The sequence below is a fragment of the Amycolatopsis sp. NPDC104775 genome, from assembly GCF_055583325.1.
The window spans coordinates 1-22568 of record NZ_JBVJOE010000011.1 but is presented as its reverse complement, the minus strand read 5'-3'; the positions used below and the strand labels follow the sequence as shown (position 1 = coordinate 22568).

The window sequence follows — 22568 nt, the reverse complement described above, 5'->3', positions numbered from 1 at the left end:
TCCCCTCACGGACAGCTGGAACGTCAGGTGAGCGGGGTCATCCAGCCCTCGGGGGCCGGGCGGGCGCCTTCCTGGATGCCGACGAGCTGCTCGCGCAGGGCCATGGTGACCGGGCCCGGCTGCCCGCCGGAGATCGAGAACTCGCCGCCGCCGTGCTTCACGTGGCCGACCGGCGTGATGACGGCCGCCGTGCCGCACGCGAACACCTCGGTCAGCTCGCCCGAGGCGGCCGCCTTCTCCCATTCGTCGGTGGAGATCCGGCGTTCCTCGACCTTGTGCCCGGCGTCCTTCGCCAGCTGCAGCAACGACTTCCGGGTGACGCCGGGCAGCAGCGAACCGGTCAGCTCCGGCGTGACCACGCGGACGTCGTCGCCCGAGCCGAAGACGAAGAACAGGTTCATCCCGCCCATTTCCTCGACCCAGCGGTGTTCGACCGCGTCCAGCCACACCACCTGGTCGCAGCCCTTCTCGACGGCCTGAGCCTGCGCCACGAAGGACGCCGCGTAGTTGCCCGCGCACTTCGCCGCGCCGGTGCCGCCGGGGGCGGCGCGCACGTACTCGGTGGACAGCCACACGCTGACCGGCTTCACGCCGCCGCTGAAATACGAACCGGCCGGCGAGGCGATCACCGCGTAGACGTACTCAGTGGCCGGGCTGTTCACGCCCAGGCCCGCCGACGTGGAGATCATGAACGGGCGCAGGTACAGCGAATCGCCCTCGCGGGTCGGCACCCAGCGCTCGTCCACGGCGATCAGCTCGCGCAGCGAGTCGACGAAGGTCTCCACCGGCAGCTGCGGCATCGCCAGCCGCTCGGCGGATTCGCGGAACCGCTGCGCGTTGGCGTCCGGCCGGAACGCGGCGATCGTGCCGTCCGGCTGGCGGTAGGCCTTGAGGCCCTCGAAAATGGCCTGCCCGTAGTGCAGCACGGACGTGGCCGGGTCGAGGGTGAACGGTTCGTACGGCCCGACCTTGGCGTCGTGCCAGCCCTTCTCGGCGCTGTAGCGGATGGTGACCATATGGTCGGTGAAGTGCGTGCCGAACCCCGGCTTGGCAAGTACCTCGGCGACGCGTTCAGCACTCGCGGGGCTCGGGTTGGGAACGTGAGTGAACTGCGTCGCTGTCGTCATGGGTAAACAATAACGCTTGGTCGGAAGCACGTTAGTCGGAAGTCCTGTGGTTTTACTCGCCGCACTGCCCCGCGCTCGCAGCGTCACCCCACTACGATGGACGGCGTGAGCACTCAACCAGCACGCCGGACGGGGCCCGGAGCCGGGCCGGACGTCAAGACCTTCGGCACCGCCGCCCTGCTGACCTTCGGCGCGGGGCTGCTCGGGATGGTCGGCTGGGGCCTGCTGTCGAGCGGGTTCGGCTTCTTCCTCGGCCTGGTCGTCGCCGGATTCGGCATTTACTGGTGGAAGAACTTGCACGGCAAGGTGATCGCCAAGAACCTGCCGACCAAATCGGTGGTGATCCTGCTCGTCGTCAACATCGTGCTGTTCATCGCGCTGGTGCTGCTGGCCCAGTAGGTCAGCAGAGAGCGGCGGGCAGTTCCGGAGCGGGCCAGTCCGGGTCCGGGCGGAAGTCCGTGTGCGTGCCGTCGAACGGAAACGCGCCCCGCTCGGCCAGCGCGCCCAGCCGTTCGCCCTCGGCGCGCAGCTTTTCGAGTTCGGCCGGGGTGAGCCGACCCGCCTCGACCGCCGCCTCGGCTTCGTCCTCGTCCTTCCATTTCCAGCCCGCGCCCGGCGTCACGACCAGGTCGAGGATGCCGTCGATCCGGTCCGGGCCGGTTCCGGTGCGGCCGCGCGGCACTTCGAGATTCACGTACCAGTCGCGGAACCGCCCGTCCGCTTCGAAAAACCACCACACCGACGACCAGGCTCGGTCGGGAATCAGCCGCAGCGTCGAGGTGCCGTGCCAGACGTCCGGCACCATCCGGCGCGGGATGCGAAACCGTTGGTCCAGCGGCGCTTCGCGCAGCGACCGGCCGTCCGCGAGCCTGCTGCCGACGATCGGTGTGCCGAGCGGGAGCCAGCCGAGCAGCGTCTCGCCGTCGTCGGAGATCACGCGCAGCGGATGATGCTGGCCGACGCTGCCGTCCGGGCGGACGAAACGTTCGACGACTGTCTGTCCCGGCGCCCAGCGGTGCTCAGCCATGCCCGCCACGGTAGCGGCGAACCCGCACCCGCAGCAGCAGTTCGACGACCGCGCCCAGTCCGGCCGCGAGCAGCGCCGCCGACAGCGGAACGAACGCCGCGGCGGCCGCGGCCAGCAGCGCACCCACCGGGACCAGCGCCCCTCCGGACGGCGCGAACCGCTGTCGCGCACCGACGAAAGTCGTGAATGCCGCGGGAAGTGTCGCCAGCACTGCGATCACCGTGAGCAACGGCTGCAGCTGTCCGGCGTCCGCGGCGGAGAGCAGTTCCCGCATCGCGGTCCCGGACAACCCGAGCCGGGTCGGACCCAGCTGCAGCAACGTCACCGCCGTGACGGCGGCCGCGACGAGACTCAGCACGATCGCGCGTCCGGTGCTCCGCTTCCCTGGTTCCGGAATCAGGAACGGCAGCAGGAACAACGCCGCGACGACGATCCCGGCCGCGTTCGGCGTCCCGATTCCGCCCGCCTGCGGCACCGGAGCGACCGCGAGACATATAGCCACCAGGACCGCCGCGGCGGCCAGCAGTATGCCGACTACCCACTTGACCAGCAGATTCGGCAGCCGAAGCCCGGCGAAGTCCGCAGCGGCAACGAACACGACCAGCGCAGCCGCGGCATACCCGGGCCGCAGCGGGAACACGTACGCGCCGAACGCCTGCGCGAGCACGACGACCTGCGCCAGCCGGGATAATCCGCCGACGATCCGGCCACCCGGATCGCCGCCGAGCGCGGGCAGCCGGGAACCGCCGATCGCGGCCAGCGCGGCGAGCACGACCCCAGCGAGCAGCCAATATCCGGCCCCGGCGGCACCCGCCGCCAGCGTCACCAGGAGTGCTCCCGCGAGGCGCACGGCGATCCCCCTTCCCCCATCCGGATGGCTTTGTCATTAGCATGGCTCACGATCGACCGGGCAGAGCGCCCGGCGCCACCGCGACGTCGCGAGGAGCCAGAAGTGACCGTGCCGAAGCTTGCCCTCTCCGAGAACACGGATGCGGCATTGGGCAAGACCCGCGCCGACGTCGTCGTGATCGGCACCCTCCAGGGCGAGGACGGCCTCGAGCTCGCCGCCGGCTCCGAGGTCGCCGACGCGGCGTTCGACGGCAAACTCGCCGAGGTGCTGGGCACGCTCGGCGCGACCGGCAAGGCCGAGGAAATCGTCAAGCTGCCGACGCTGGGCAAGCTGCCCGCGGGCGTCGTGCTGGCCGTCGGCCTCGGCAAGCCGAAGGACGGGGCGATCACCCCGGAGCAGGTGCGCCGCGCGGCCGGCGCCGCGGCCCGCGCGCTGAGCGGCACCGAGCGGGCGTTCGTCACGCTGTCCGCGATCGACCTGCACGCCGCCACCGAGGGCATCGCGCTGGGCGCGTACGTCTTCACCGAATACCGCTCGGAGAAGGGCGACGGCCCGCTGGCGAAGGCCGACCTGGTCAGCCCGGCCGAGGGCGCCGCGCGCGAGCACAAGGCCACGCTCAAGGCGGCCGGGTTCATCGCCGAATCGGTGATCATCGCCCGCGACCTGATCAACACCCCGCCGAACGACCTGTTCCCGGCGTCCTTCGCCGACCGCGCGAAGAAGCTCGCCGACGAGAACGGCCTCGAGTTCGAGGTGCTCGACGAGAAGGCGCTCAAGCGCAAGGGCTTCGGCGGCATCCTCGGCGTCGGCGGCGGTTCGTCGCGGCCGCCGCGCCTGCTGCGGGTCAGCTGGAAGCCGGCGAAGGCGCGCAAGAAGGTCGCGCTGGTCGGCAAGGGCATCACCTTCGACTCGGGCGGCATCTCGCTCAAGCCCGCCGCGAACATGGACCACATGACCTCCGACATGTCGGGCGCGGCCGCCGTGCTCGCGTCGGTCGTGCTGGCCGCGAAGCTCAAGTACCCGCTCGAGGTCACCGCGCACATCCCGCTGGCGGAGAACCTGCCCTCGGGCACCTCCTACCGTCCCGGCGACGTGCTGACCATGTACGGCGGCAAGACCGTCGAGGTGCTCAACACCGACGCCGAAGGCCGCCTCGTGCTGGCCGACGCGATCGTGCGCGCGGCCGAGGAGAACCCGGACTACCTGATCGAGACCGCGACGCTGACCGGCGCGCAGGTGGTCGCGCTGGGCAACCGGATCTCCGGCGTGATGGGCTCGGACGAGTTCCGCGACCGCGTCGCGGGCATCATGCAGGCCACCGGCGAGGGCGGCTGGGCGATGCCGCTGCCGGACGAGCTGCGCGGCGACCTCGACTCGCGGCTGGCCGACATCGCGAACGTCACCGGCCAGCGCTGGGCGGGCATGCTCGTCGCGGGCGTGTTCCTGCGCGAGTTCGTGCCCGCGGACCTGCCGTGGGTGCACCTCGACGTCGCCGGCCCGGCCTTCAACTCCAGCGGCCCGTGGGGCTACACCGGCAAGGGCGGCACCGGCGTCCCGGTCCGCACCATCGCCGCGGTGCTGGCGGACATCGCCGACCAAGGCTGATTCCCGTGCTTTGACCGGAGGCCCCGCACCGCGCTCGGTGCGGGGCCTCCGTCGTGTGGCACGCTCGCGTTCATGCAGCGCGACGACTACCTCGAAACCGCCGTCCGCGACGTGCTCACCGGCGACGAGGCCACGGCAGACCGCCGAATCGGCCACGCCGCGCTCCTTCTCGCCACTGCGGGCGCAGCCGACGCCGCAGATCGCCTTGTCACGCAATGGCACGCAGTGACCGGACGCCCGGCGTCCGTACTCGCCGACGACGCGGTGCGCGCCCGCGCCTGGGCAATGCTCTTCGAGGCGCGCGGCGACCGTCCACAGTGGGCAGACGCCCTGGTCCCACTGGACCTCGACGCGGAAGAGCTTTCCCACCAAGCCTTTCTCACCCGCCGAGCGTCCGATTTGGACGGTCTCTTCGACGGTTCGCCAGTGGCAGGCGTGGTCTCCGCGATCGCCCCGCAACGACCGGATCCAGTACGCGACGCACTGGCCGCCGCCGACCTCGACGCGTGGGCCGCGCTCGTGGAAAACCACCCGAACCCGGACGTCGCGACGCTCGCCGCGACCCGCCCGCTAGCCGCGCGACTGGTCGACGGCGCGGACCCGCTCGGCCTCGGCACGGAGTGGCCGGACCAGTGCGCGGGCGCGCTGATCGCCGCACTGCGCGAACGCCATCCGACCGGCCCTGCCAGCCTGCCGGAACTGGTCGCCGCGATCCTGCGACTGCGCGGCCAGCGAGCCCCCGCCCCAGCCGAAGCCGCCGACCTGGCCGCCGCCGAACACCGCCTCGGCTTCCGCCTGCCCGACGATTACCGGGAATTCCTGGCCATCGCCGACGGACTGCCCGCAGACGTGGTCTTCCCGCGCTTGCTGCCCGCGCGCGACTTGCGCGCCGACGGAACCGTCGTGATCGTCTCCGACCCCGCGACAATCCTGCTCACCCACACCGGCGACAGCTGGCGAACGATCGAAGTGGACCTCACCTACGGCAGCACCGCACACGCCTCATTTCGCGCACTGCTGGAACACCATCACCGGTTGCTGGAAGCGAGCACCTGACTCACCACCCGCGGCGTCCGTGAGGGCCACCCTCACAGACGCTGATTCCCCCAGGGTTCCCCTCACGACTCACCCCACACCGCCTCCAGCGCGCACCCAATGCCACATTGGGGCGCAAACCCCCGCCCGCGAACCGAACGCAGCCGACCGCCCAAGCCCGCGCACCACCCCACCAACCGCAGCCCACGCACCCAACTCATCGAGGCACCCACACCACCCCCGCACCCCGATACGAAGCCTTCTCTGCGGTTCGGGGGTGCTTGTCAAGGCATCTTTCCCGCCTTGACAAGCACCCCCGAACCGTCAGCACACTCGGGCTTCGGGGTGCCCCACGCCAACCCCCGCACGCAATGTCGCCCCCAGGCGACGAGCAGTCCACAAAACCCCCGCCTCACCCACCCGGCCGCCGCTTCCGCCGCTCGGTGTACTCCCGCATCCGCTTCGGATAACCAACCCGCGCGACCTCATACACCGGAATCGTGTGCTTACGCCCAAACCGCTGCGCAGCATCCAAACTGCCGATCCGGCGGCGAGTCCATTCGCCGTCGTGGGCGACAAGCACCACAGTGGTATCAGTCACCGTCGTTTTCGGCTCGACAAACGCCTCCACCCCGTGCCGCGCGGCGGCCCATTCCTCCAGGTAGCGGGTGTCGCCCGAGCCTCCGGAGCGGCCTGCTCCAGCGGCCGGGCCGCGTCTGCCGCGGCGGCGCAACGAGTCGAAGATCCCCACTTCGACCACCTTTCTTCCGGCGAGAGTCCGGACTTCATTATTCCCGGCGGCGCGTGTGGCCGGTGTCGCAGCGCCGCCTTGGCCCGGCTAGGTCGCAACGCCGATCGGCGTAGTGACAAGATGGCTGTTGTCGCGCGCGCGGTTATACCGGGTGCCGCGGCGACCGAAGCTCCACCCCTATCGCTGCCGAGGAGTTATTGAAGTGAGCGACACCTCCGCCGACCTCGTGATCCTGGGAGGCGGATCGGGCGGCTACGCCGCGGCCTTCCGCGCGGCCGAGCTGGGCCTTTCCGTCACGCTGATCGAGAAGGACAAGCTGGGCGGGACCTGCCTCCACCGGGGCTGCATCCCGACCAAGGCCCTGCTGCACGCCGCCGAGGTCGCCGACGAGGCCCGCGACGCCGAGACCTTCGGCGTCAAGGCCGTGTTCGAGGGCATCGACATCGCGGGGGTGAACAAGTACAAGGACGGCATCGTCTCCCGGCTCTACAAGGGCCTCCAGGGCCTGGCCAAGGCGCACAAGGTGAACCTCGTCGAGGGCACCGGCCGGTTCGTCGGCGGCACCACCGTCGAGGTCGACGGCACCCGCTACACCGGCAAGAACGTCATCCTCGCCACCGGTTCCTACTCGCGCACCCTGCCCGGCCTCGAGCTCGGCGGCCGCATCATCGCGAGCGAGCAGGCGCTGACGCTGGACTACGTGCCGAAGAAGGTCGTCGTGCTCGGCGGCGGCGTGATCGGCGTGGAGTTCGCCAGCGTGTGGGCCTCCTTCGGGGTCGACGTCACCGTGGTCGAGGCGCTCCCGCGGCTGGTCCCGAACGAGGACGAGTACGCCTCCAAGCAGCTCGAGCGCGCGTTCCGCCGCCGCAAGATCGCCTTCAAGACCGGCGTGCGGTTCACCGGCGCGAAGCAGGACGACAACGGCGTCAGCGTGTCGCTGGAGTCCGGCGAGACGCTGGAAGCCGACCTGCTGCTGGTCGCCGTCGGCCGCGGCCCGAACTCGGCCGGGCACGGCTACGAGGAGGCGGGCGTCAAGATCGACCGCGGCTTCGTGCTCACCGACGACCGGCTCCGCACCAACCTGCCGAACGTCTACGCGGTCGGCGACATCGTGCCGGGCCTGCAGCTCGCGCACCGCGGTTTCCAGCAGGGCATCTTCGTGGCCGAAGAGATCGCCGGCCTGAACCCGCGCGCCATCGACGAGCGCGGCATCCCGCGCGTCACCTACTCGCACCCCGAGGTCGCCTCGGTCGGGCTCACCGAGTCCCAGGCCAAGGAGAAGTACGGTTCGGACGTCACCACGTTCACCTACGACCTCGGCGGCAACGGCAAGAGCCAGATCCTCAAGACCTCCGGCGGCGTGAAGCTGGTGAAGGCGCCGGACGGCCCCGTCGTCGGCGTGCACATGGTGGGCGACCGGGTCGGCGAGCTGATCGGCGAAGCGCAGCTGATCTACAGCTGGGAGGCGTTCCCGGAGGACGTCGCCCCGCTGATCCACGCGCACCCCACGCAGACCGAGGCACTCGGCGAAGCGTTCCTCGCCCTCGCGGGCAAGCCGCTGCACGTGCACAGCTGACGCGCAACCAGCACAATCCAGACCACGTCTTAGCGATCAAGGGAGCCAGCGAACAATGGCCTACTCCGTCACGCTGCCGGAGCTCGGCGAGAGCGTCACCGAGGGAACCGTCACCCGGTGGTTGAAGCAGGAGGGCGACACCGTCGAGGTCGACGAGCCGTTGCTCGAGATCTCGACCGACAAGGTCGACACCGAAGTACCGTCGCCGGTGGCAGGCACGGTCGTGAAGATCAGCGCCAAGGAAGACGACACCGTCGAGGTCGGCGGCGAGCTGGCGGTGATCGACGACGGCACCGGCGGCGTGCCCGAGTCCTCCGCCCCGGCCCAGCAGTCCGAGCCGGAGCCGGAGCCCGCCCCGCAGCAGCAGGAAGCCCCTGCCGCGGCGGCCGAATCCGCTCCGTCGCAGCCGGACACCGCTCCGGCCGCGGGCGGTTCGGGCACCGAGGTGAAGCTGCCCGAGCTGGGCGAGAGCGTCACCGAGGGCACCGTCACCCGCTGGCTGAAGCAGGTCGGCGACTCCGTCGAGGTCGACGAGCCGCTGCTCGAGATCTCCACCGACAAGGTCGACACCGAGGTCCCGTCGCCGGTCGCCGGCACCGTGCTGGAGATCCGCGCGGGCGAGGACGAGACCGTCGAGGTCGGCGGGGTGCTCGCGGTCATCGGCGACGCCGGCGCCGCCCCGGCCGCCCAGGAAAGCAAGCCCGCCCCGGCCCCGGCTCAGGAAAGCAAGCCCGAGCCCGCTCCGGCTCCGGTCCAGGAGAGCAAGCCCGCCCCGGCTCCGGCGGCTCCGGCCCCCGCGCCCGCCGCTCCGGCCCCCGCGCAGGAGAGCAAGCCCGCTCCGGCCGCGCAGGCCCCGGCGGACAACGGCTCCGCGGACGGCCCGTACGTCACGCCGCTGGTGCGCAAGCTCGCCTCCGAGCACGGCATCGACCTCGCGTCGCTGACCGGCAGCGGAGTCGGCGGCCGCATCCGCAAGCAGGACGTGCTCGCCGCCGCCGAGGCCAAGCAGAAGTCGGCTCCGGCCCCGGCCGCAGCCGCTCCCGCTGCTCCGGCCGCCGCCGCTCCGGCCGCGCCGCGCACCGCCGCGGTTTCGCCGGAGGTCGCCGCCCTGCGCGGCACCGTGCAGAAGGCGAGCCGGATCCGGCAGATCACCGCCACCAAGACCCGCGAATCGCTGCAGGTTTCCGCGCAGCTCACGCAGGTGCACGAGGTGGACGTCACCAAGATCGCCAAGCTGCGCCAGCGCGCGAAGGCGGCGTTCAAGGAGCGCGAGGGCGTCAACCTCACGTTCCTGCCGTTCTTCGCCAAGGCGACGGTCGAGGCGCTCAAGCAGCACCCGAACGTCAACGCGTCCTACAACGAGGACACGAAGGAGATCACCTACCACGGCGCCGTGCACCTGGGCATCGCGGTGGACACCGAGCGCGGCCTGCTCTCGGTCGTGATCCACGACGCGGGCGAGCTGAGCTTGGCCGGTCTCGCGCACCGCATCGCCGACCTGGCGGCGCGGGCCCGGGCCAACCAGGTCAAGCCGGACGAGCTGACCGGCGGCACCTTCACCATCACGAACATCGGCTCCAACGGGGCCCTGTTCGACACGCCGATCATCGTGCAGCCGCAGTCCGGCATGCTCGGCACCGGCGCCGTGGTGAAGCGCCCGGTCGTGGTGAGCGACGCCGACGGCAACGACACCATCGCGGTCCGCTCGATGGCGTACCTGCCGCTGACCTACGACCACCGCCTGGTCGACGGCGCGGACGCCGGCCGCTTCCTGACCACGATCAAGCAGCGGCTGGAAGAGGGCAACTTCGAGGACGAGCTGGGTCTCTGATCCGCCTCGCCCTCGCCCCGGCGGCCCCCGCACTCTCCCCGAGTGCGGGGGCCGCCGTCTTTTCCCGGGTTCTGTCATTCCGAAATTCCGGAATAACGGAGTAAGCTCGGCGGCATGCTCACTCGACGAAGCTTGCTCGCGTCGGTCGCAGCAGCGGGGGCCGCCACGATCGCCGCGCCCTCGCTCGCTCTGGCCGCTCCCCCGGACCAATCCACTCCCGAAGGCTGGCTCGCCCGGCTCGCCGCCCACCGCGACGACGTGTCGGCGGTGATCTCCGACGGCACCGGCCGCCGGTTCGGCCAGCTCCCGGACCGCTCGCTCACCATCGCGTCCGCGATCAAGGCGGTGCATCTGCTCGCCTACACGACCGCGGTCGCGCAAGGACGGCTCGATCCGGCCGAACAGGTGCGCGTCGGCGATTGGGATGCCCGGCATCCGTATCTCGGCGACGGCCCGGTCGGTGCGGGCAGTCATCTGAACGCGTTGACCTACCTGGGAATCCCGTGCGACGAGCACGGCGTCGCGAAGGACCCGGAGCGACGCGTGCCGCTGCGGAACATCGCCGAAATGATGATCTTCTTCAGCGACAACGCCGCCGCCGACTACCTGCGCGCCCGGCTCGGCGACGGGGCGCTCCGGGCGGCCGCGGCACGCGGCGGCTGGCCGCGACCGGACGTCCGGATGTTCGGCGGCGAGGTCTTGCTGCTGTTCTTCCCCGAGTACTGCCCACCGCCAGGCAGCCCCGTCGCGGTGCGCCGCGCGGCGGGAGACGCGCTGTCGGACCGGTTCGCGTGCGACCCGTCCTTCCGCGCCCAAGTGCTCCCGCGGGCCGCGGAAAAACCGCCCTCCGTCGAGGCGATCATGGCTTGGTCCGCGACGACCGGCCAGGGCAGCGCCGCGCAATTGTTCGGGTTGCACCACGAAATCGCCACGAGCCGCGACCGCGCGGCCGTCCTCGCGCAGCAGATCCTCGGCACGCCGCTCGCGGCGAAACGACCGCCTGGCTCGAAAGCCTTGCTGTACAAGGGCGGAAACCTTCCCGGCTACCTCGTGCTCGGCTTCGACGTGCTCTGGCCGGACCGCCGCCCCGGCACCAGCACGATCTTCCTGAAGAACTCCACCCCGGAGGACCTGCAGCACGCCGAAGTGCTGATGCAGTTGTGCATCGACGCGCTGTACCGCCCGGACACCTTCGCTGCGCTGGAGCACGCGCTGGGACACTGACCGGTATGACCGAAGACCTCGCCGAGCGCGTGGCGGCACTCGAACGCCGGATGGCCGCATTGGAGGGGCGGCCATCCGAACCCGTCCAGGACAGCCCGCGGGGGATCGTCGGTTACCAGGGCGAACTGACCGATCCCGAGCTGCGCTGGGAAATCCGGCTCACCACCCCCGCGGTCCTGTCGCTGCCGGACGGGCCGCGCGCCGAGGTGCTGGCCGCGCTGGCGAACACCGACCGGATCGCGCTCGTCCGGCTGCTCGCCCGCGACGGCGCGCAAACCGGGGCCGCACTGCAGGAAGCCGCCGAGCTCAGCTCGCCCGGACGGCTCTATCACCATCTCAAGGCGCTCACCGCGGCCGGACTGGTCGAACAGGACCGCCGCGGCAGCTACCGGCTCAAGCCGACCGCCGCGATTCCCGCGCTGGTGCTGCTGACCGCCGCCGCCGACGTCGCCGGTCAGCTCCGCCCGGGTGTGCGCGAACCGGGCCGATAGGACACGATCAGAGGCATGCGGGTACTCATCGCGGGCTCCGGCGGTTTTCTCGGCACCGCCTTGACCGGACGGCTGCGCGAATCCGGGCACGAAGTACGCCGGCTGGTGCGGCGCACCGCGCGAGCGGAAGACGAGCGCGGCTGGGACCCGCCGTCGGGACGGATCGACGACGGCGCGTTCGACGGCATCGACGCGGTGGTGAACCTGTGCGGCGCGCCGCTGTTGCCCGGCCGCTGGAGCGGAATGCGCAAACAGCAGCTGCTCGACAGCCGCGTGGAGCCGACCGAGGTGCTCGCCGAAGCAGTGGCCGAGCACGGCATCGGAGTGCTGGTGAACGCGTCCGCGGTGGGTTACTACGGCAACGGCGGGTCCACTGTGCTCGATGAGAACACCAAGGCCGGCAACGGTTTTCTCGCCGAGATGTGCGTCGAATGGGAGAACGCGACCGCCGCGGCGAGCAACGCCCGGGTGGTTTCGGTACGCACCGGTCTCGTCTTGGCCCGCCACGGCGGCCTGCTCGACGTGCTGCGCCCGCTTTTCCGCTTCGCGCTCGGCGGACGGCTCGGCGACGGCAGCCAGTACATGCCGTGGATCGCGCTGGACGACGAAATCGGTGCCCTCCTGCACATCCTGGAGCACGATTCGCTGTCCGGCCCGGTCAATCTCACCGGCCCGATCCCAGTCGCCAACGCCGAGTTCACCCGCGCGCTCGGCCGCGCCGTGCATCGGCCCGCGCCCTGGTGGGTGCCGGAGATCGCGATGAAAATCGCCCTCGGACAGGCCGCCGAAGAGATGGTGTTGTTCGGGCAGCGCGCGGTGCCGCGGAAGCTGGAGGCGAGCGGCTACGTCTTCCGGCACCGCACCGTCGACAGCGCGCTCGCCGCGGCGACGTGACGATGCCGCGCGTCCGGTGGATCGTCGCTGGAGTGGTGCTGTTCGCCGCGTTCCTCTGCCTCGGCTTGCTGGTGGACCGGCAGCCGTTGCAGCTCGACGTCGAGGTCGCCACTGCCTTGCGGGGACAGGACACTCGCCCGCCCGGCCAGATCGCGGGCGTGGTGACGAACGTCCTCGGCCCGGTTTTGCCGTACGTGCTCGGCGTGGTGCTGCTGGCAATCGTGCTGCGGGACCGGTCGCGGTTCTCCCTCTGCGTGCGGCTCGCCGTGGTGCTTCTGCTGTGCCGGTTTACCAGCCTGGCGTTCAAGCCGGTGTTCCAGCGGCAACGGCCGCGCGTGTACCCGGATCTGAGCTACCCCAGCGGCCATGTCGTTTCCGTGGCGACGACAGGCCTGGTCGTGGTCCTGCTCTGCGCCTGGCTCCGGCCGCGGTTCACGCGGTGGGCGATCGGGATTTCCGCCGCCGCGACCGTGCTGGCCGCGGCCTGCCGGATCGTGCTGGGCGTGCACTGGGTCACCGACACCGTCGGGGCCGTGCTCGCGGTGCTCGGCGTGGGCCTGGTGTCGGCGACCGCACTCCGGCTGCTCCCCTTTCCGGCGTCCGAAAGGCGTAGCCTCGACGGGTGAGTTCTTCGAGCGCAAGCTGCCGGATCGCCACCGTTCCCCTCGTCGTGCGAGAGGTCGGGACGATCGACTACACCGAGGCCTGGGACCTGCAGCGGGAGATCCTCACCGCGCGCGCGGACGAAACCGGGCCGGACACCATGCTGCTGCTGGAGCACCCGTCGGTCTACACCGCGGGCAAGCGCACCGAACCCGAGGACCGGCCCGCCGACGGCACCCCGGTGATCGACGTCGACCGCGGCGGCAAGATCACCTGGCACGGCCCCGGCCAGCTGGTCGGCTACCCGATCCTCAAGCTCGCCGACCCGATCGACGTCATGCACTACGTGCGGCGGCTGGAAGAGGCGCTGATCGCGGTGTGCGAGCGGTTCGGCGTGCACTCCGGCCGCGTCGAGGGCCGCAGCGGCGTGTGGATCCCCGCCGACGAACGCGGCATCGAACGCAAGATCGCCGCGATCGGCATCCGCGTCCAGCGCGGCGTGACGATGCACGGATTCGAGCTGAACTGCAACGCCGACCTGGCCGCGTTCGACAACATCGTGCCGTGCGGCATCCGCGACGCGGGCACCACGTCGCTCTCCTGGGAACTGCAGCGCGACGTCCCGGTCGCCGAGGTGCTGCCGGTGGCGAAGGAACTGGTGCTGGCCGCGCTGGAAGGCGAGCTGCCGGTAAGCGACGACCGCTGGCTGCCGCGCCCGGAAACCCCGAAGGCCCCCGGCGTCACCTTCGCCCTGCAGAACTGACCCCCGGCACGACAACACGGGCACACCAGGGCACCAGCCTCGCCCCCGCCTCGGGGGTGCCAGCCCCCTCCCTGCACCCCGATACGAAGCCTCCCTGCGGTTCGGGGGTGCTTGTCAAGGCATCTTTCCCGCCTTGACAAGCACCCCCGAACCGTCAGCACACTCGGGCTTCGGGGTGCCCCACCGCAACCAACCTTCGGGGCACCCCACCGCACCCCTCAGTCCAGCTGAGGCGCAACCTCCGAAGCCACAAACTCAATGTGGTCGAGATCGGCAAGATCGAGCACCTGCAAGTACACCCGGGTGATCCCAGTCTTCTCCCGCCACTGCCCAATCCGGTCCACGATCTCCGCCGCGGTCCCGGCCAGCCCGTTGGCGCGCAGCTCGCCGGTCTCCCGGCCGATCGCGGACGCCCGCCGCGAGACCTCCGCCTCGTCCCGGCCCGCCGCCAGCACGAGCGCGACCGAACGCAGGATTTCCTTGGGGTCGCGGCCGATCGCCTCCGCCGCCGCGTCCACCCGCTTGAACTGCGCGAGCGCGGTTTCGGCGTCCACGAACGGCAGGTTGAACTCGTCGGCGTACTGCGCGGCCAGCGCCGGGGTGCGCTTCTTGCCGCCCCCGCCGATGATCACCGGCGGCGCGGGCGACTGCGCGGGCTTCGGCAGCGCGGGCGAGTCGGTCAGCGTGTAGTAGTCGCCGGAGTAGGAGAACTTCTCCCCCGCCGGGGTCTTCCACAGGCCGGTGATCACCGCGAGCTGCTCGGCGTAGCGGTCGAACCGCTCCTTGAGCGGCGGCAGGGTGAGGCCGTAGGCGGTGTGCTCGTCGTCGTACCAGCCGGAGCCGAAGCCGAATTCCACGCGTCCGCCGGACATCTGGTCCACCTGCGCGACCGAGATCGCGAGCGGGCCGGGGTGGCGGAAGGTGGCCGCGGTGACGAGCGTGCCGAGCCGGATCCGCTCGGTCTCGCGGGCGAGGCCGGCGAGGGTGATCCACGCGTCGGTCGGCCCGGGAAGGCCGTCCGCGCTGCCCATCTTGAGGTAGTGGTCGCTGCGGAAGAACGCGTCGTATCCCGCGGCTTCGGTGGTCCGCGCGACCCGCAGCAGGTCGTCGTAGCTCGCGCCCTGCTGGGGTTCGGTGAAGATCCTCAAGTCCATGTCCGCCAGCCTAACGGCGGACTGGTCACCCCGCGGCGGGCCGTTCCCCGGCTCCCGCCGGGCGGCGCAGCCGGGACAGCATCCGCGTGATGACGTCCTCGATCTCGGCCCCGACCTTCTTCGGGTCGGCCGCCCCGGCGATCTCGGTGGCCGCGCTGGACAACGCGCCGAACAGCAGCCGCGCGGTCAGGTCGACCGGCACCGGCTCCACCTCGCCCGCGTCGACGAGCAGCTGCAGCCCGGAGCGGACGAGCCCGAAACTGGACTGTTCCTCGGCTTCGCGCCAGCGTTCCCAGCCCATCACCACCGGGCCTTCGTGGATGGCGATCCGCTGGTACGAGGGGTCGAGGCAGCTGCGGATGAACGCCTGCAGGCCGCCCATCGCGCGCTCCCACGGCGCGCCGTCGCCGGTCATGATCTTCTGGAGCCGGTCGTAGACCAGGCTTTCCACCTGTTCGAACGCGGCCTCGAAAAGCGCCTGCTTCCCGCTGAAATGGTGGTAAAGCGCGCCTTTCGTGACGCGGGCGCGTTTGGCCACCTCGTCGAGCGAGGTGCCCGCGTAGCCGCGTTTGGTGAACAGTTCGACCGCGCTGTCGACCAGGGCGGAACGGGTCGACTCGGAGTAGTCGAGTCGTCGGGACCTCATTGTCGGCACGCTCACAACCTTACGCCGGGACCCACCGGACCATACCCGTGGTATGTTGGCTGCGTCAGGTCCGTACCGGGAGTATGCCGCAGACCGGCAGTATGACCCGGGTCACGGAAGGGGAGCCACACCATGAGCTGGACCGACTTCTACCGGCGGCGGGAAATCCTCGATGCCGCTGTCCGCCAGGCGAGGCGGGCGCCGCGAGCGCCGCTGTCGCTGGCTGAGATCCCCGGTGCCGCCGAAGAGTTCGGCACCGAAGAGAACCTGCTGCTGGCACTGCAGTACAAGTGGACGCAGCTGCTCAGCGGCTACCTGCGCGCCGAGTTCGCCGATCCCGACGAGGCCGAGCTTCCGGGCGACCAGGTCGACGCCGTCACCCGGGCGTGGCGGCAGGCGCAGCACGATCACGAAGACCTCCGCACGGTGCTGGACGGCGCGCTCGAGCGCTGCCCGGCACTGGAACCGTTGCACCGCACCGAATTGCACATGCTGGCGCTCACCGCGGGCCTCGCCGAACCGGACGAGCCCGCCGACGAGATCGTCCAGGTCGGGCGGACGCTCGACGCGCTGCTGCGCGCCGGCGGCACCGGCCCGGTCCGCAGGCGCGGCCCGGTCGGGCATCTGCTGCGCCTGCTCGCGCCGAGTGCGTGAGATGTAGTTAGCTGACCCGATGAACGAACGCTGGACCGAGGCCCGGATCCCCGACCAGAGCGGCCGGACCGTCCTGATCACCGGAGCGAATTCCGGCCTCGGCCTGCGTTCGGCGGAAGTCCTCGCCGCGAGCGGAGCCCGCGTGCTGCTCGGCTGCCGCTCGCCGGAACGCGGCGAAACCGCGCTCGATCGGGTCCGCGCCGCGGCTTCGGGAGCGAAACCCGAACTCGTCCGGCTGGACCTCGCCGACCTGGCGTCCGTCCGCGAAGCCGCCGCCAAGGTGCGCGACCTCGCCGGCGACTCGCTCGACGTGCTGATGAACAACGCCGGCGTCATGGCCACCGCGCAGGGCCGCACCGCCGACGGTTTCGAGCTGCAATTCGGCACGAACCACCTCGGGCACGCCGCGCTGACCTGGCTGCTGATGCCCGCTCTTCGCGGCGCACCCGCCGGCCGCGTCGTCACTCTTTCCAGCGTCGCCGCTATCGGCGCGCGCCTGCACCTGGACGACCCGAACGCCGAGCGCCGCCCGTACCGCGCGGCAGCCGCGTACGGCCAGGCGAAACTGGCGAACCAAACCTTCGGCATCGAACTGGACCGGCGCCTTCGCGCGGCCGATTCCACTGTGCTCAGCGTGCTCGCGCATCCCGGCTACAGCGCGACCGGACTGACCACGAACATGGCCAGCTCGTACCAAAACCCGTTGCTGCGCACCGCACTCCGGGAAATCGGCAAGCTCGGCGGAATGCTGCTGGCCCAGCGCGTCGAACAGGGCGCGCTGCCGCAGCTGTACGCCGCGACCGCACCCGACGTCGAAGGCGGCGACTATCTCGGACCGGTCTTCACCGTCCGCGGCCGCCCGACGAAGGTCGCCACCCTTGCTCCAGCCCGGAATCCGCAGGCCGGGACCGCATTGTGGGACCTGACCGCCGAGCTGACCGGCGTCACACCCGACCCGAGGTGAGGCCGGTTTTCCGGGCGTAGGGTGGAACCCGTGAGTGCTGCACCGGAGGGGCGGAAGTTGTTGCGGCTTGAGGTGCGCAACAGTGAGACGCCGATTGAGAAGAAGCCGTCGTGGATCAAGACGCGGGTGCGGATGGGTCCGGAGTTCACCGAACTCAAGGGCCTGGTTCGCCGGGAAGGCCTGCACACGGTCTGTGAAGAGGCGGGTTGTCCCAACATTTACGAGTGCTGGGAAGACCGGGAAGCCACCTTCCTGATCGGCGGCGACCAGTGCACGCGTCGCTGCGACTTCTGTCAGATCGACACGGGCAAGCCTGCTGAGCTGGACCGTACTGAGCCGCGGAAGGTCGCGGAGTCGGTGCAGGCGATGGGGTTGCGGTATTCGACGATCACCGGTGTCGCTCGCGACGATCTGGCCGATGGCGGTGCGTGGCTGTACGCGGAGACGGTGCGGCAGATCCATGCGTTGAACCCGGGCACGGGTGTGGAGCTGTTGATCCCGGACTTCAACGCCGAGCCGGATCAGCTGGCGGAGGTGTTCGGGTCGCGTCCGGAGGTGCTGGCGCACAACGTGGAGACGGTGCCGCGGATCTTCAAGCGGATCCGTCCCGGGTTCCGCTACGCCCGCTCGCTGGACGTCATCACCCAGGCCAGGGCGGCCGGACTCGTGACGAAGTCGAACCTGATCCTCGGCATGGGCGAAACCCCGGAAGAAGTCACCGTCGCGTTGCAGGACCTGTTCGACGCCGGGTGCGAGATCATCACGATCACCCAGTACCTGCGCCCTTCACCCCGGCACCACCCGGTCGACCGGTGGGTCAAGCCGGAAGAGTTCGTGGAGCACGCGAAGACCGCCGAGGCGATCGGCTTCCCGGGCGTGATGGCGGGACCGCTGGTCCGCTCGTCGTACCGCGCCGGACGGTTGTACGCGCAGACCAAGGCCCACCGGGGCGAGGAACTCCCGGAGAACCTCGCCCACCTGACCGCCGAAGGACCGGCGGCACAAGAAGCCAGCAGCCTGCTGACCCGCTGACACCGTCCCAGTGAGGGGCCCCAGTGACGCACTGGGGCCCCTCTCTCGTCTCCAGGTCACCCGAACGTGGCACTCAATTCCCAAGAATCAGTAAAGTGATCGTGTGGCTTTAGTAACGGACATCCTCGACTGGTTGCAGGCACTCCCCCAACCGGGTCTCGTCGCGGCAGCCGGCGGGCTCGTGTTCGCCGAGTGCACGATCGGTCTCGGCTTCATCGCCCCGGGCGAGTCGGGCTTGCTGATCGCGGCGACCACGGCGACGTCCGTGCCCCGCTTCCTGACGCTGTGGGCGGTGGTCACCGTCTGCGCGGCACTGGGCGATTCGGTCGGTTACGTCCTCGGCCGGAAGTTCGGCCCGCGGCTGCGGGAGACCAAGCTGATCCGCAAGTACGGCCTTGACGCCTGGGACAAGGCCACCGGCGTCCTCGAACGCCGAGGCGCGTGGGCGGTGTTCTTCGCCCGGTTCCTGCCCGTGCTGCGCACGCTGACCCCGGCCGCCGCGGGAGCGTCGAACCTGCCGTTCCGCAAATTCCTCCCGGCGACCGCAGCCGGCGCGCTCTGCTGGTCGCTCGTGCACATCAGCCTCGGCGCCGCGCTGGGCGAGGCGGCCAAGAAGGTCGAGAGCGCGATGAACACCGGGTTCCTGGTGGTGGCCGCGCTGGTGGCCGGGGTGCTGGTGTTCTTCTTGCTGCGCTTGAAGAAACGCAAAGCCCTCGGCGTGTCCGGTTCGCCGGACGAGCGACCGGAAGAGCCCGTCCGCGCCGGAAGCTAGCCCGGCGACCTAACTCACGCGAAGTCACCCGCCCGGGGACCGTTCCGCTGATTAGATTCGACCGTATGCAGGCACTAGACCTCCCGAAGCCGGTCGCGTTCGTCCTCGGCGGGGGCGGCAGCCTCGGCGCGCTGCAGGTGGGCATGCTGCAAGCACTGGACGAAGCGGAGATCACGCCGGATCTGGCGGTCGGCACGTCCGTCGGCTCGCTGAACGCCGCGGTGCTGGCCCTGCCCGGCGACGACCGGATCCAGCGGCTCCGCGACATCTGGGCGCACATGACGAAAGCCGAGGCCTTCCCCGGCGGCGTGCTCAGCCAGGTCCGGACGCTCCGGCACAGCAAGACGCATCTGTTCCCGAACACCGGCCTCGCCAAGATCGTCGACGACCACCTCGGCGCCGGCCGCCGGTTCGAGGATCTGGCGCTGCCGCTCGGCGTCGTCACCACCGACGTCGACACCGCCGAGCCGGTCCTGCTCACCTCGGGTCCGCTGCAAGCCCCGCTCCTGGCGAGCTGCGCGATCCCCGGCATCTACCCGCCGGTGCCGCACGAGGACCGGCTGCTTTACGACGGCGGCCTGGTCGCCAACGTCCCGATGCGCCAAGCGCTGCGGATGGGCGCGAAATCGCTGGTCGTCCTCGACTGCGCGTTCCCCGGCAAAATGCCGGGCGCACCACGGACTTTCGCCGAGGTGATGATGTTCACCGCGATGATCAGCATGCGCAACCAGGCCGTACTGGAGGCACCCGTCGCGGCTCGCTCGGTGCCGGTGGTCTACCTGCCCGGCCCGGCGCCGGTCCGGGTGAGCCCGCTGGACTTCTCGCGCACCGACGACCTGGCCGCTCAGGCCTACCACGCCGCCCGGGACCACTTGAAGGAACTCACCGTCGACGGCCCAGGGTTGTACGGAGCCCCCGGATTGCTGCGCCCCTGATCCTCCGCGGCCGGGAATCGGGGCCGTGATCCGCGTCACCCTGATGCACCGATCCGCCGGTCGGGGCGTCTTTCCGATCGCGTAGTTTTGCAGTCGAACCCTGCCTGTCCTGGACCCTCACAAAAGAGACATCATGTTCCCGAAGAAGACATTTTTTCCGCTCGCCGGAATTCTCGCGGCGACCTTGCTGCTTTCCGCCTGTTCCTCCGGGGACGGCGGCGGCGACGCCGGCAAGCCCGGTGCGCCGGACGGGTCGAACCAGTCCGCGACACCGGCCTCGGTGTCGATCGAACCGGCCAACGCGACTGGGATCAGCCCGAGCACGCCGATCGTCGTGAAGGCGGCGAACGGGAAGCTCACGGACGTCACGGTCACGAGCTCCAAAGGCAAAACCGTCGCGGGCGAGTTCTCGCCGGACAAGCTCAGCTGGAAGACGACCGAGGTCCTCGGCTACGGCGGCACCTACCAGGTGAAGGCGCATGCCCAAGGCGCGGACGGGAAATCCGTCGAGCAGCAGGGCCAGGTGACCACGCTGTCGCCGAAGAAACAGGCGAACGCGAACCTGATCCCGGCCCCGAACGCGGTGAAGGCTTCCGGTGTCGGCGTGGGCCAGCCGATCGTGTTCAGCTTCGGCGTCCCGGTGAAGAACAAGGCGGACGTGGAGAAGGCGCTGACGGTCGAGTCGTCGCCCAAACAGGACGGCAGCTGGTATTGGATGGACGACAAGAACGTCCACTACCGGCCGAAGGAATACTGGAAGCCGGGCACCACGCTGACGGTCACCGCGAAGATTTACGGCGTCGATTTCGGAAATGGCGTCTACGGAGCGGACGATCGCACCGAAACGTACAAGGTGCACGATTCGTGGATCGCGAAAGCCGACGGCAACAGCGAGCAAATGCAGATCTTCCACAACGGTTCGATGGTGAAGTCGATGCCGATCTCGATGGGCAAGGACGCGACGCCCACCCACCTCGGCCCGCACGTCATCTCGGACAAGCAGGCGAACTACACGATGGACTCCTGCACGTATGGCGTGTGCCCGCCGGACCCGAAGGCGTACCGCTCGAACGAGAAGTTCTCCGAACGCATCTCGAACGACGGAGAGTTCGTCCACGAGAACCCGAACAGCGTCGGCCAGCAAGGCAACTCGAACGTCTCGCACGGCTGCATCAACCTGAACGCCGCCAACGCCGAATGGTTCTTCAACAACTTCGGCCTCGGAGACGTCGTAGAGGTCACCAACTCGGGCGGCCCGCAGCTCCCGGTGTGGGACCTGTACGGCGACTGGTCCAAGTCCTGGACCGACTGGCAGAAGGGCTCAGCCCTGAAGTAACCCAGCGGCCCCGGACAGGGCCAGGTTGAGGCCGGGTTCGGCTGAACGGTTCGACAGAGAAGGGCGCCGGAGCTACTTGCTCCGGTGCCCTTTTTCTTTGCCTGGACGCAGGTGCGACGCAGGCCCGGGGATCGAGCTGGGCGGCGGTTGGGGTGGGCGGCTAGGCCTAGCTTGTCTTGGAGTCCAGGTTCTGTGCCGAGGTTCTGTGCCGAGACGCGAGATGCGAGGCACCGGGGCGAGGCAAGGCGGGACAGGGCGAGGCAAGGCGAGGCAGCGCGGCTTGGCCCGCCTCGGAGCCCTGGTTCTAGGCCGAGCCGGGAGGCAACTCCTCAGAGCGGTGCGGGCGCGCTTCGCCTCGCCTCGACGAGGCGCGAGATGCGAGGCCCCGGGGGGCGCGGCGCGCTGCAGGCGGCGCGGGCACGCCGCGGCGGTGCGGAGGCGGTGCGGGCACCCCGGGGCAGGGGCGAGGCCCGGACGGGGCGGGAGCGAGAGCGGGCGAGGCTTAGCCCGGCCCAAGCTAGACCGCGGATCCCGGGCCGAGCCGCGTGACCGCCGGATCAGGCGAGGAGGGCTAGCCCCTTGCCAGGCCGCGGCGCCTGAATCAAAGCGCGTCTCCGCCGGACTGCGGAGATGATGGCTAGTCCATCCCGAACGACTGATACCGGCCGACAAACCTTGCCACCGAACCGTGCGACGATGCCTAGTCCGCGGCTCGTGGACCAAATCGCATCTCCACCAAACCGCAGGCATCATGGCTAGTCCATGCCGAATGATTGTTCCTGCACCGATGAGCCGTGCAACCGGAACCGGGTGACGATGCCTAGCCAGGCCGCGGATGCCGGACCGAATCTTCTCGCCGCGGGCTCGAGCGTCGAGGTAGCCAGGACGGGAAGGCCGCCCCTCGGTCCTGCTGGCTGATTACTGGCGCATAGCGCCTGTCCATGTACCGCGCTGGCTGCGCATCGCCTCTCCGCCACTGGCAGTTCTTCTCCTGACGGGGCTGCTGGCCACGTTTCTCCCGGGCCCTCCCGTCATGTGTATGAAGCGCCGCCCGCGGCAGTCATTTACCTTTGCGGAAATAGCTTGGATACGCCAAAGGCCCGGACCCTGGTCACGGGTTCGGGCCTTCACGCCACAACGCAAAAAAGAGAGCGGGGTTCCGGGAGAACCGTTTTCTGGTTCTCGACCGGAGCCCCGCTCCCATCATGTTGAGTTCGGCGGTGTCCTACTCTCCCACAACCCTTCGGTTGCAGTACCATCGGCGCAGTCAGGCTTAGCTTCCGGGTTCGGAATGGGAC

22 protein-coding genes and 1 rRNA gene are annotated in these 22568 nt (G+C 70.1%); 16 read left to right on the top strand and 7 right to left on the bottom strand.

What is annotated here, in order from left to right; translation table 11 throughout:
- Window positions 1–23: 23 nt before the first annotated feature.
- Window positions 24–1127: a branched-chain amino acid aminotransferase gene (locus ACZ63D_RS35930; protein WP_465358787.1), complete on the bottom strand. Its 1104-nt coding sequence runs from the start codon at window positions 1125–1127 to the stop codon at window positions 24–26.
- A 96-nt stretch (window positions 1128–1223) separates the two neighbouring features.
- Here ACZ63D_RS35930 and ACZ63D_RS35925 point away from each other — a divergent pair, with 96 nt between their 5' ends.
- The gene (locus ACZ63D_RS35925) at window positions 1224–1526 is read left to right on the top strand and encodes a hypothetical protein (protein ID WP_465358786.1); all 303 of its coding nucleotides are present in this window, start codon (window positions 1224–1226) and stop codon (window positions 1524–1526) included.
- Between the two features lies 1 nt (window position 1527).
- On the opposite strand, the gene ACZ63D_RS35920 is transcribed toward ACZ63D_RS35925, so the two are convergent.
- Window positions 1528–2154, bottom strand: a complete 627-nt coding sequence (locus tag ACZ63D_RS35920) for a ribonuclease FAU-1 family protein (RefSeq protein ID WP_465358785.1) — start codon at window positions 2152–2154, stop codon at window positions 1528–1530.
- Window positions 2147–3004: a sulfatase gene (locus ACZ63D_RS35915; protein WP_465358784.1), complete on the bottom strand. Its 858-nt coding sequence runs from the start codon at window positions 3002–3004 to the stop codon at window positions 2147–2149. The genes ACZ63D_RS35920 and ACZ63D_RS35915 overlap by 8 nt, the downstream gene beginning before the upstream one ends.
- Window positions 3005–3106: 102 nt before the next feature.
- Between ACZ63D_RS35915 and ACZ63D_RS35910 the strand changes: the two genes are divergently transcribed.
- Window positions 3107–4609 (top strand): leucyl aminopeptidase, encoded by a 1503-nt coding sequence (locus tag ACZ63D_RS35910; protein WP_465358783.1) that lies wholly within the window; start codon window positions 3107–3109, stop codon window positions 4607–4609.
- A gap of 72 nt (window positions 4610–4681) precedes the next feature.
- Entirely contained in the window at window positions 4682–5665 is a 984-nt protein-coding gene (locus ACZ63D_RS35905; RefSeq protein ID WP_465358782.1) for an SMI1/KNR4 family protein, read from the top strand.
- A gap of 391 nt (window positions 5666–6056) precedes the next feature.
- On the opposite strand, the gene ACZ63D_RS35900 is transcribed toward ACZ63D_RS35905, so the two are convergent.
- Window positions 6057–6404, bottom strand: a complete 348-nt coding sequence (locus ACZ63D_RS35900) for an oxidoreductase (RefSeq protein WP_465358781.1) — start codon at window positions 6402–6404, stop codon at window positions 6057–6059.
- Between the two features lie 193 nt (window positions 6405–6597).
- Between ACZ63D_RS35900 and lpdA the strand changes: the two genes are divergently transcribed.
- The 7 genes from lpdA (at window position 6598) to lipB (ending at window position 13777) form a co-directional block, all read left to right on the top strand.
- Complete coding sequence (gene lpdA, locus ACZ63D_RS35895; protein ID WP_101435013.1) at window positions 6598–7971, top strand: dihydrolipoyl dehydrogenase; 1374 nt, start codon at window positions 6598–6600, stop codon at window positions 7969–7971.
- Window positions 7972–8026: 55 nt separating this feature from the next.
- Window positions 8027–9802: a 2-oxoglutarate dehydrogenase, E2 component, dihydrolipoamide succinyltransferase gene (gene sucB / locus ACZ63D_RS35890; protein WP_465358780.1), complete on the top strand. Its 1776-nt coding sequence runs from the start codon at window positions 8027–8029 to the stop codon at window positions 9800–9802.
- A 114-nt stretch (window positions 9803–9916) separates the two neighbouring features.
- Window positions 9917–11026, top strand: coding sequence for a serine hydrolase (locus tag ACZ63D_RS35885; RefSeq protein WP_465358779.1), 1110 nt, complete (start codon window positions 9917–9919; stop codon window positions 11024–11026).
- A 5-nt stretch (window positions 11027–11031) separates the two neighbouring features.
- A complete protein-coding gene (locus ACZ63D_RS35880) occupies window positions 11032–11517 on the top strand; it encodes an ArsR/SmtB family transcription factor (RefSeq protein WP_465358778.1) in 486 nt (161 codons plus the stop codon).
- A gap of 15 nt (window positions 11518–11532) precedes the next feature.
- Window positions 11533–12411 carry a TIGR01777 family oxidoreductase gene (locus ACZ63D_RS35875; protein WP_465358777.1) on the top strand — a complete coding sequence of 293 codons (879 nt, stop codon included), beginning with the start codon at window positions 11533–11535 and terminating at the stop codon, window positions 12409–12411.
- Window positions 12408–13037 carry a phosphatase PAP2 family protein gene (locus ACZ63D_RS35870; protein ID WP_465358776.1) on the top strand — a complete coding sequence of 210 codons (630 nt, stop codon included), beginning with the start codon at window positions 12408–12410 and terminating at the stop codon, window positions 13035–13037. Before ACZ63D_RS35875 ends, ACZ63D_RS35870 begins: the two co-directional genes overlap by 4 nt.
- The gene (gene lipB / locus ACZ63D_RS35865) at window positions 13034–13777 is read left to right on the top strand and encodes a lipoyl(octanoyl) transferase LipB (protein ID WP_465358775.1); all 744 of its coding nucleotides are present in this window, start codon (window positions 13034–13036) and stop codon (window positions 13775–13777) included. Before ACZ63D_RS35870 ends, lipB begins: the two co-directional genes overlap by 4 nt.
- 218 nt (window positions 13778–13995) lie before the next feature.
- On the opposite strand, the gene ACZ63D_RS35860 is transcribed toward lipB, so the two are convergent.
- Together ACZ63D_RS35860 and ACZ63D_RS35855 are read right to left on the bottom strand one after the other, a co-directional pair.
- Window positions 13996–14931, bottom strand: a complete 936-nt coding sequence (locus ACZ63D_RS35860) for an LLM class F420-dependent oxidoreductase (RefSeq protein WP_465358774.1) — start codon at window positions 14929–14931, stop codon at window positions 13996–13998.
- 25 nt (window positions 14932–14956) lie between these two features.
- Entirely contained in the window at window positions 14957–15577 is a 621-nt protein-coding gene (locus ACZ63D_RS35855) for a TetR/AcrR family transcriptional regulator (RefSeq protein ID WP_465358773.1), read from the bottom strand.
- Between the two features lie 132 nt (window positions 15578–15709).
- On the opposite strand from ACZ63D_RS35855, the gene ACZ63D_RS35850 reads away from it, so the two are divergent.
- From ACZ63D_RS35850 to ACZ63D_RS35825, 6 genes are all read left to right on the top strand, one after another.
- Window positions 15710–16231, top strand: a complete 522-nt coding sequence (locus ACZ63D_RS35850) for a hypothetical protein (protein ID WP_465358772.1) — start codon at window positions 15710–15712, stop codon at window positions 16229–16231.
- Window positions 16232–16250: 19 nt separating this feature from the next.
- A complete protein-coding gene (locus ACZ63D_RS35845; protein WP_465358771.1) occupies window positions 16251–17195 on the top strand; it encodes an oxidoreductase in 945 nt (314 codons plus the stop codon).
- Between the two features lie 30 nt (window positions 17196–17225).
- Window positions 17226–18227, top strand: a complete 1002-nt coding sequence (lipA, locus tag ACZ63D_RS35840; RefSeq protein WP_465358770.1) for a lipoyl synthase — start codon at window positions 17226–17228, stop codon at window positions 18225–18227.
- A gap of 103 nt (window positions 18228–18330) precedes the next feature.
- Complete coding sequence (locus ACZ63D_RS35835) at window positions 18331–18999, top strand: DedA family protein (RefSeq protein ID WP_465358769.1); 669 nt, start codon at window positions 18331–18333, stop codon at window positions 18997–18999.
- A gap of 65 nt (window positions 19000–19064) precedes the next feature.
- The gene (locus ACZ63D_RS35830) at window positions 19065–19934 is read left to right on the top strand and encodes a patatin-like phospholipase family protein (protein WP_465358768.1); all 870 of its coding nucleotides are present in this window, start codon (window positions 19065–19067) and stop codon (window positions 19932–19934) included.
- Between the two features lie 133 nt (window positions 19935–20067).
- Entirely contained in the window at window positions 20068–21270 is a 1203-nt protein-coding gene (locus tag ACZ63D_RS35825; protein ID WP_465358767.1) for a L,D-transpeptidase, read from the top strand.
- A 1212-nt stretch (window positions 21271–22482) separates the two neighbouring features.
- On the opposite strand, the gene rrf is transcribed toward ACZ63D_RS35825, so the two are convergent.
- Window positions 22483–22568 (bottom strand): 5S ribosomal RNA (gene rrf / locus ACZ63D_RS35820); the annotation flags it as partial.

Bases quoted from the DNA above. Each gene is read 5' to 3' on its own strand.
- ACZ63D_RS35930 (WP_465358787.1), bottom strand. From the start codon at position 1,127: ATGACGACAGCGACGCAGTTCACTCACGTTCCCAACCCGAGCCCCGCG.
- ACZ63D_RS35925 (WP_465358786.1), top strand. From the start codon at position 1,224: ATGGACGGCGTGAGCACTCAACCAGCACGCCGGACGGGGCCCGGAGCC.
- ACZ63D_RS35920 (WP_465358785.1), bottom strand. From the start codon at position 2,154: ATGGCTGAGCACCGCTGGGCGCCGGGACAGACAGTCGTCGAACGTTTC.
- ACZ63D_RS35905 (WP_465358782.1), top strand. From the start codon at position 4,682: ATGCAGCGCGACGACTACCTCGAAACCGCCGTCCGCGACGTGCTCACC.
- sucB (WP_465358780.1), top strand. From the start codon at position 8,027: ATGGCCTACTCCGTCACGCTGCCGGAGCTCGGCGAGAGCGTCACCGAG.
- ACZ63D_RS35885 (WP_465358779.1), top strand. From the start codon at position 9,917: ATGCTCACTCGACGAAGCTTGCTCGCGTCGGTCGCAGCAGCGGGGGCC.
- ACZ63D_RS35880 (WP_465358778.1), top strand. From the start codon at position 11,032: ATGACCGAAGACCTCGCCGAGCGCGTGGCGGCACTCGAACGCCGGATG.
- ACZ63D_RS35875 (WP_465358777.1), top strand. From the start codon at position 11,533: ATGCGGGTACTCATCGCGGGCTCCGGCGGTTTTCTCGGCACCGCCTTG.
- ACZ63D_RS35860 (WP_465358774.1), bottom strand. From the start codon at position 14,931: ATGGACTTGAGGATCTTCACCGAACCCCAGCAGGGCGCGAGCTACGAC.
- ACZ63D_RS35855 (WP_465358773.1), bottom strand. From the start codon at position 15,577: ATGAGGTCCCGACGACTCGACTACTCCGAGTCGACCCGTTCCGCCCTG.
- ACZ63D_RS35850 (WP_465358772.1), top strand. From the start codon at position 15,710: ATGAGCTGGACCGACTTCTACCGGCGGCGGGAAATCCTCGATGCCGCT.
- ACZ63D_RS35845 (WP_465358771.1), top strand. From the start codon at position 16,251: ATGAACGAACGCTGGACCGAGGCCCGGATCCCCGACCAGAGCGGCCGG.
- ACZ63D_RS35830 (WP_465358768.1), top strand. From the start codon at position 19,065: ATGCAGGCACTAGACCTCCCGAAGCCGGTCGCGTTCGTCCTCGGCGGG.
- ACZ63D_RS35825 (WP_465358767.1), top strand. From the start codon at position 20,068: ATGTTCCCGAAGAAGACATTTTTTCCGCTCGCCGGAATTCTCGCGGCG.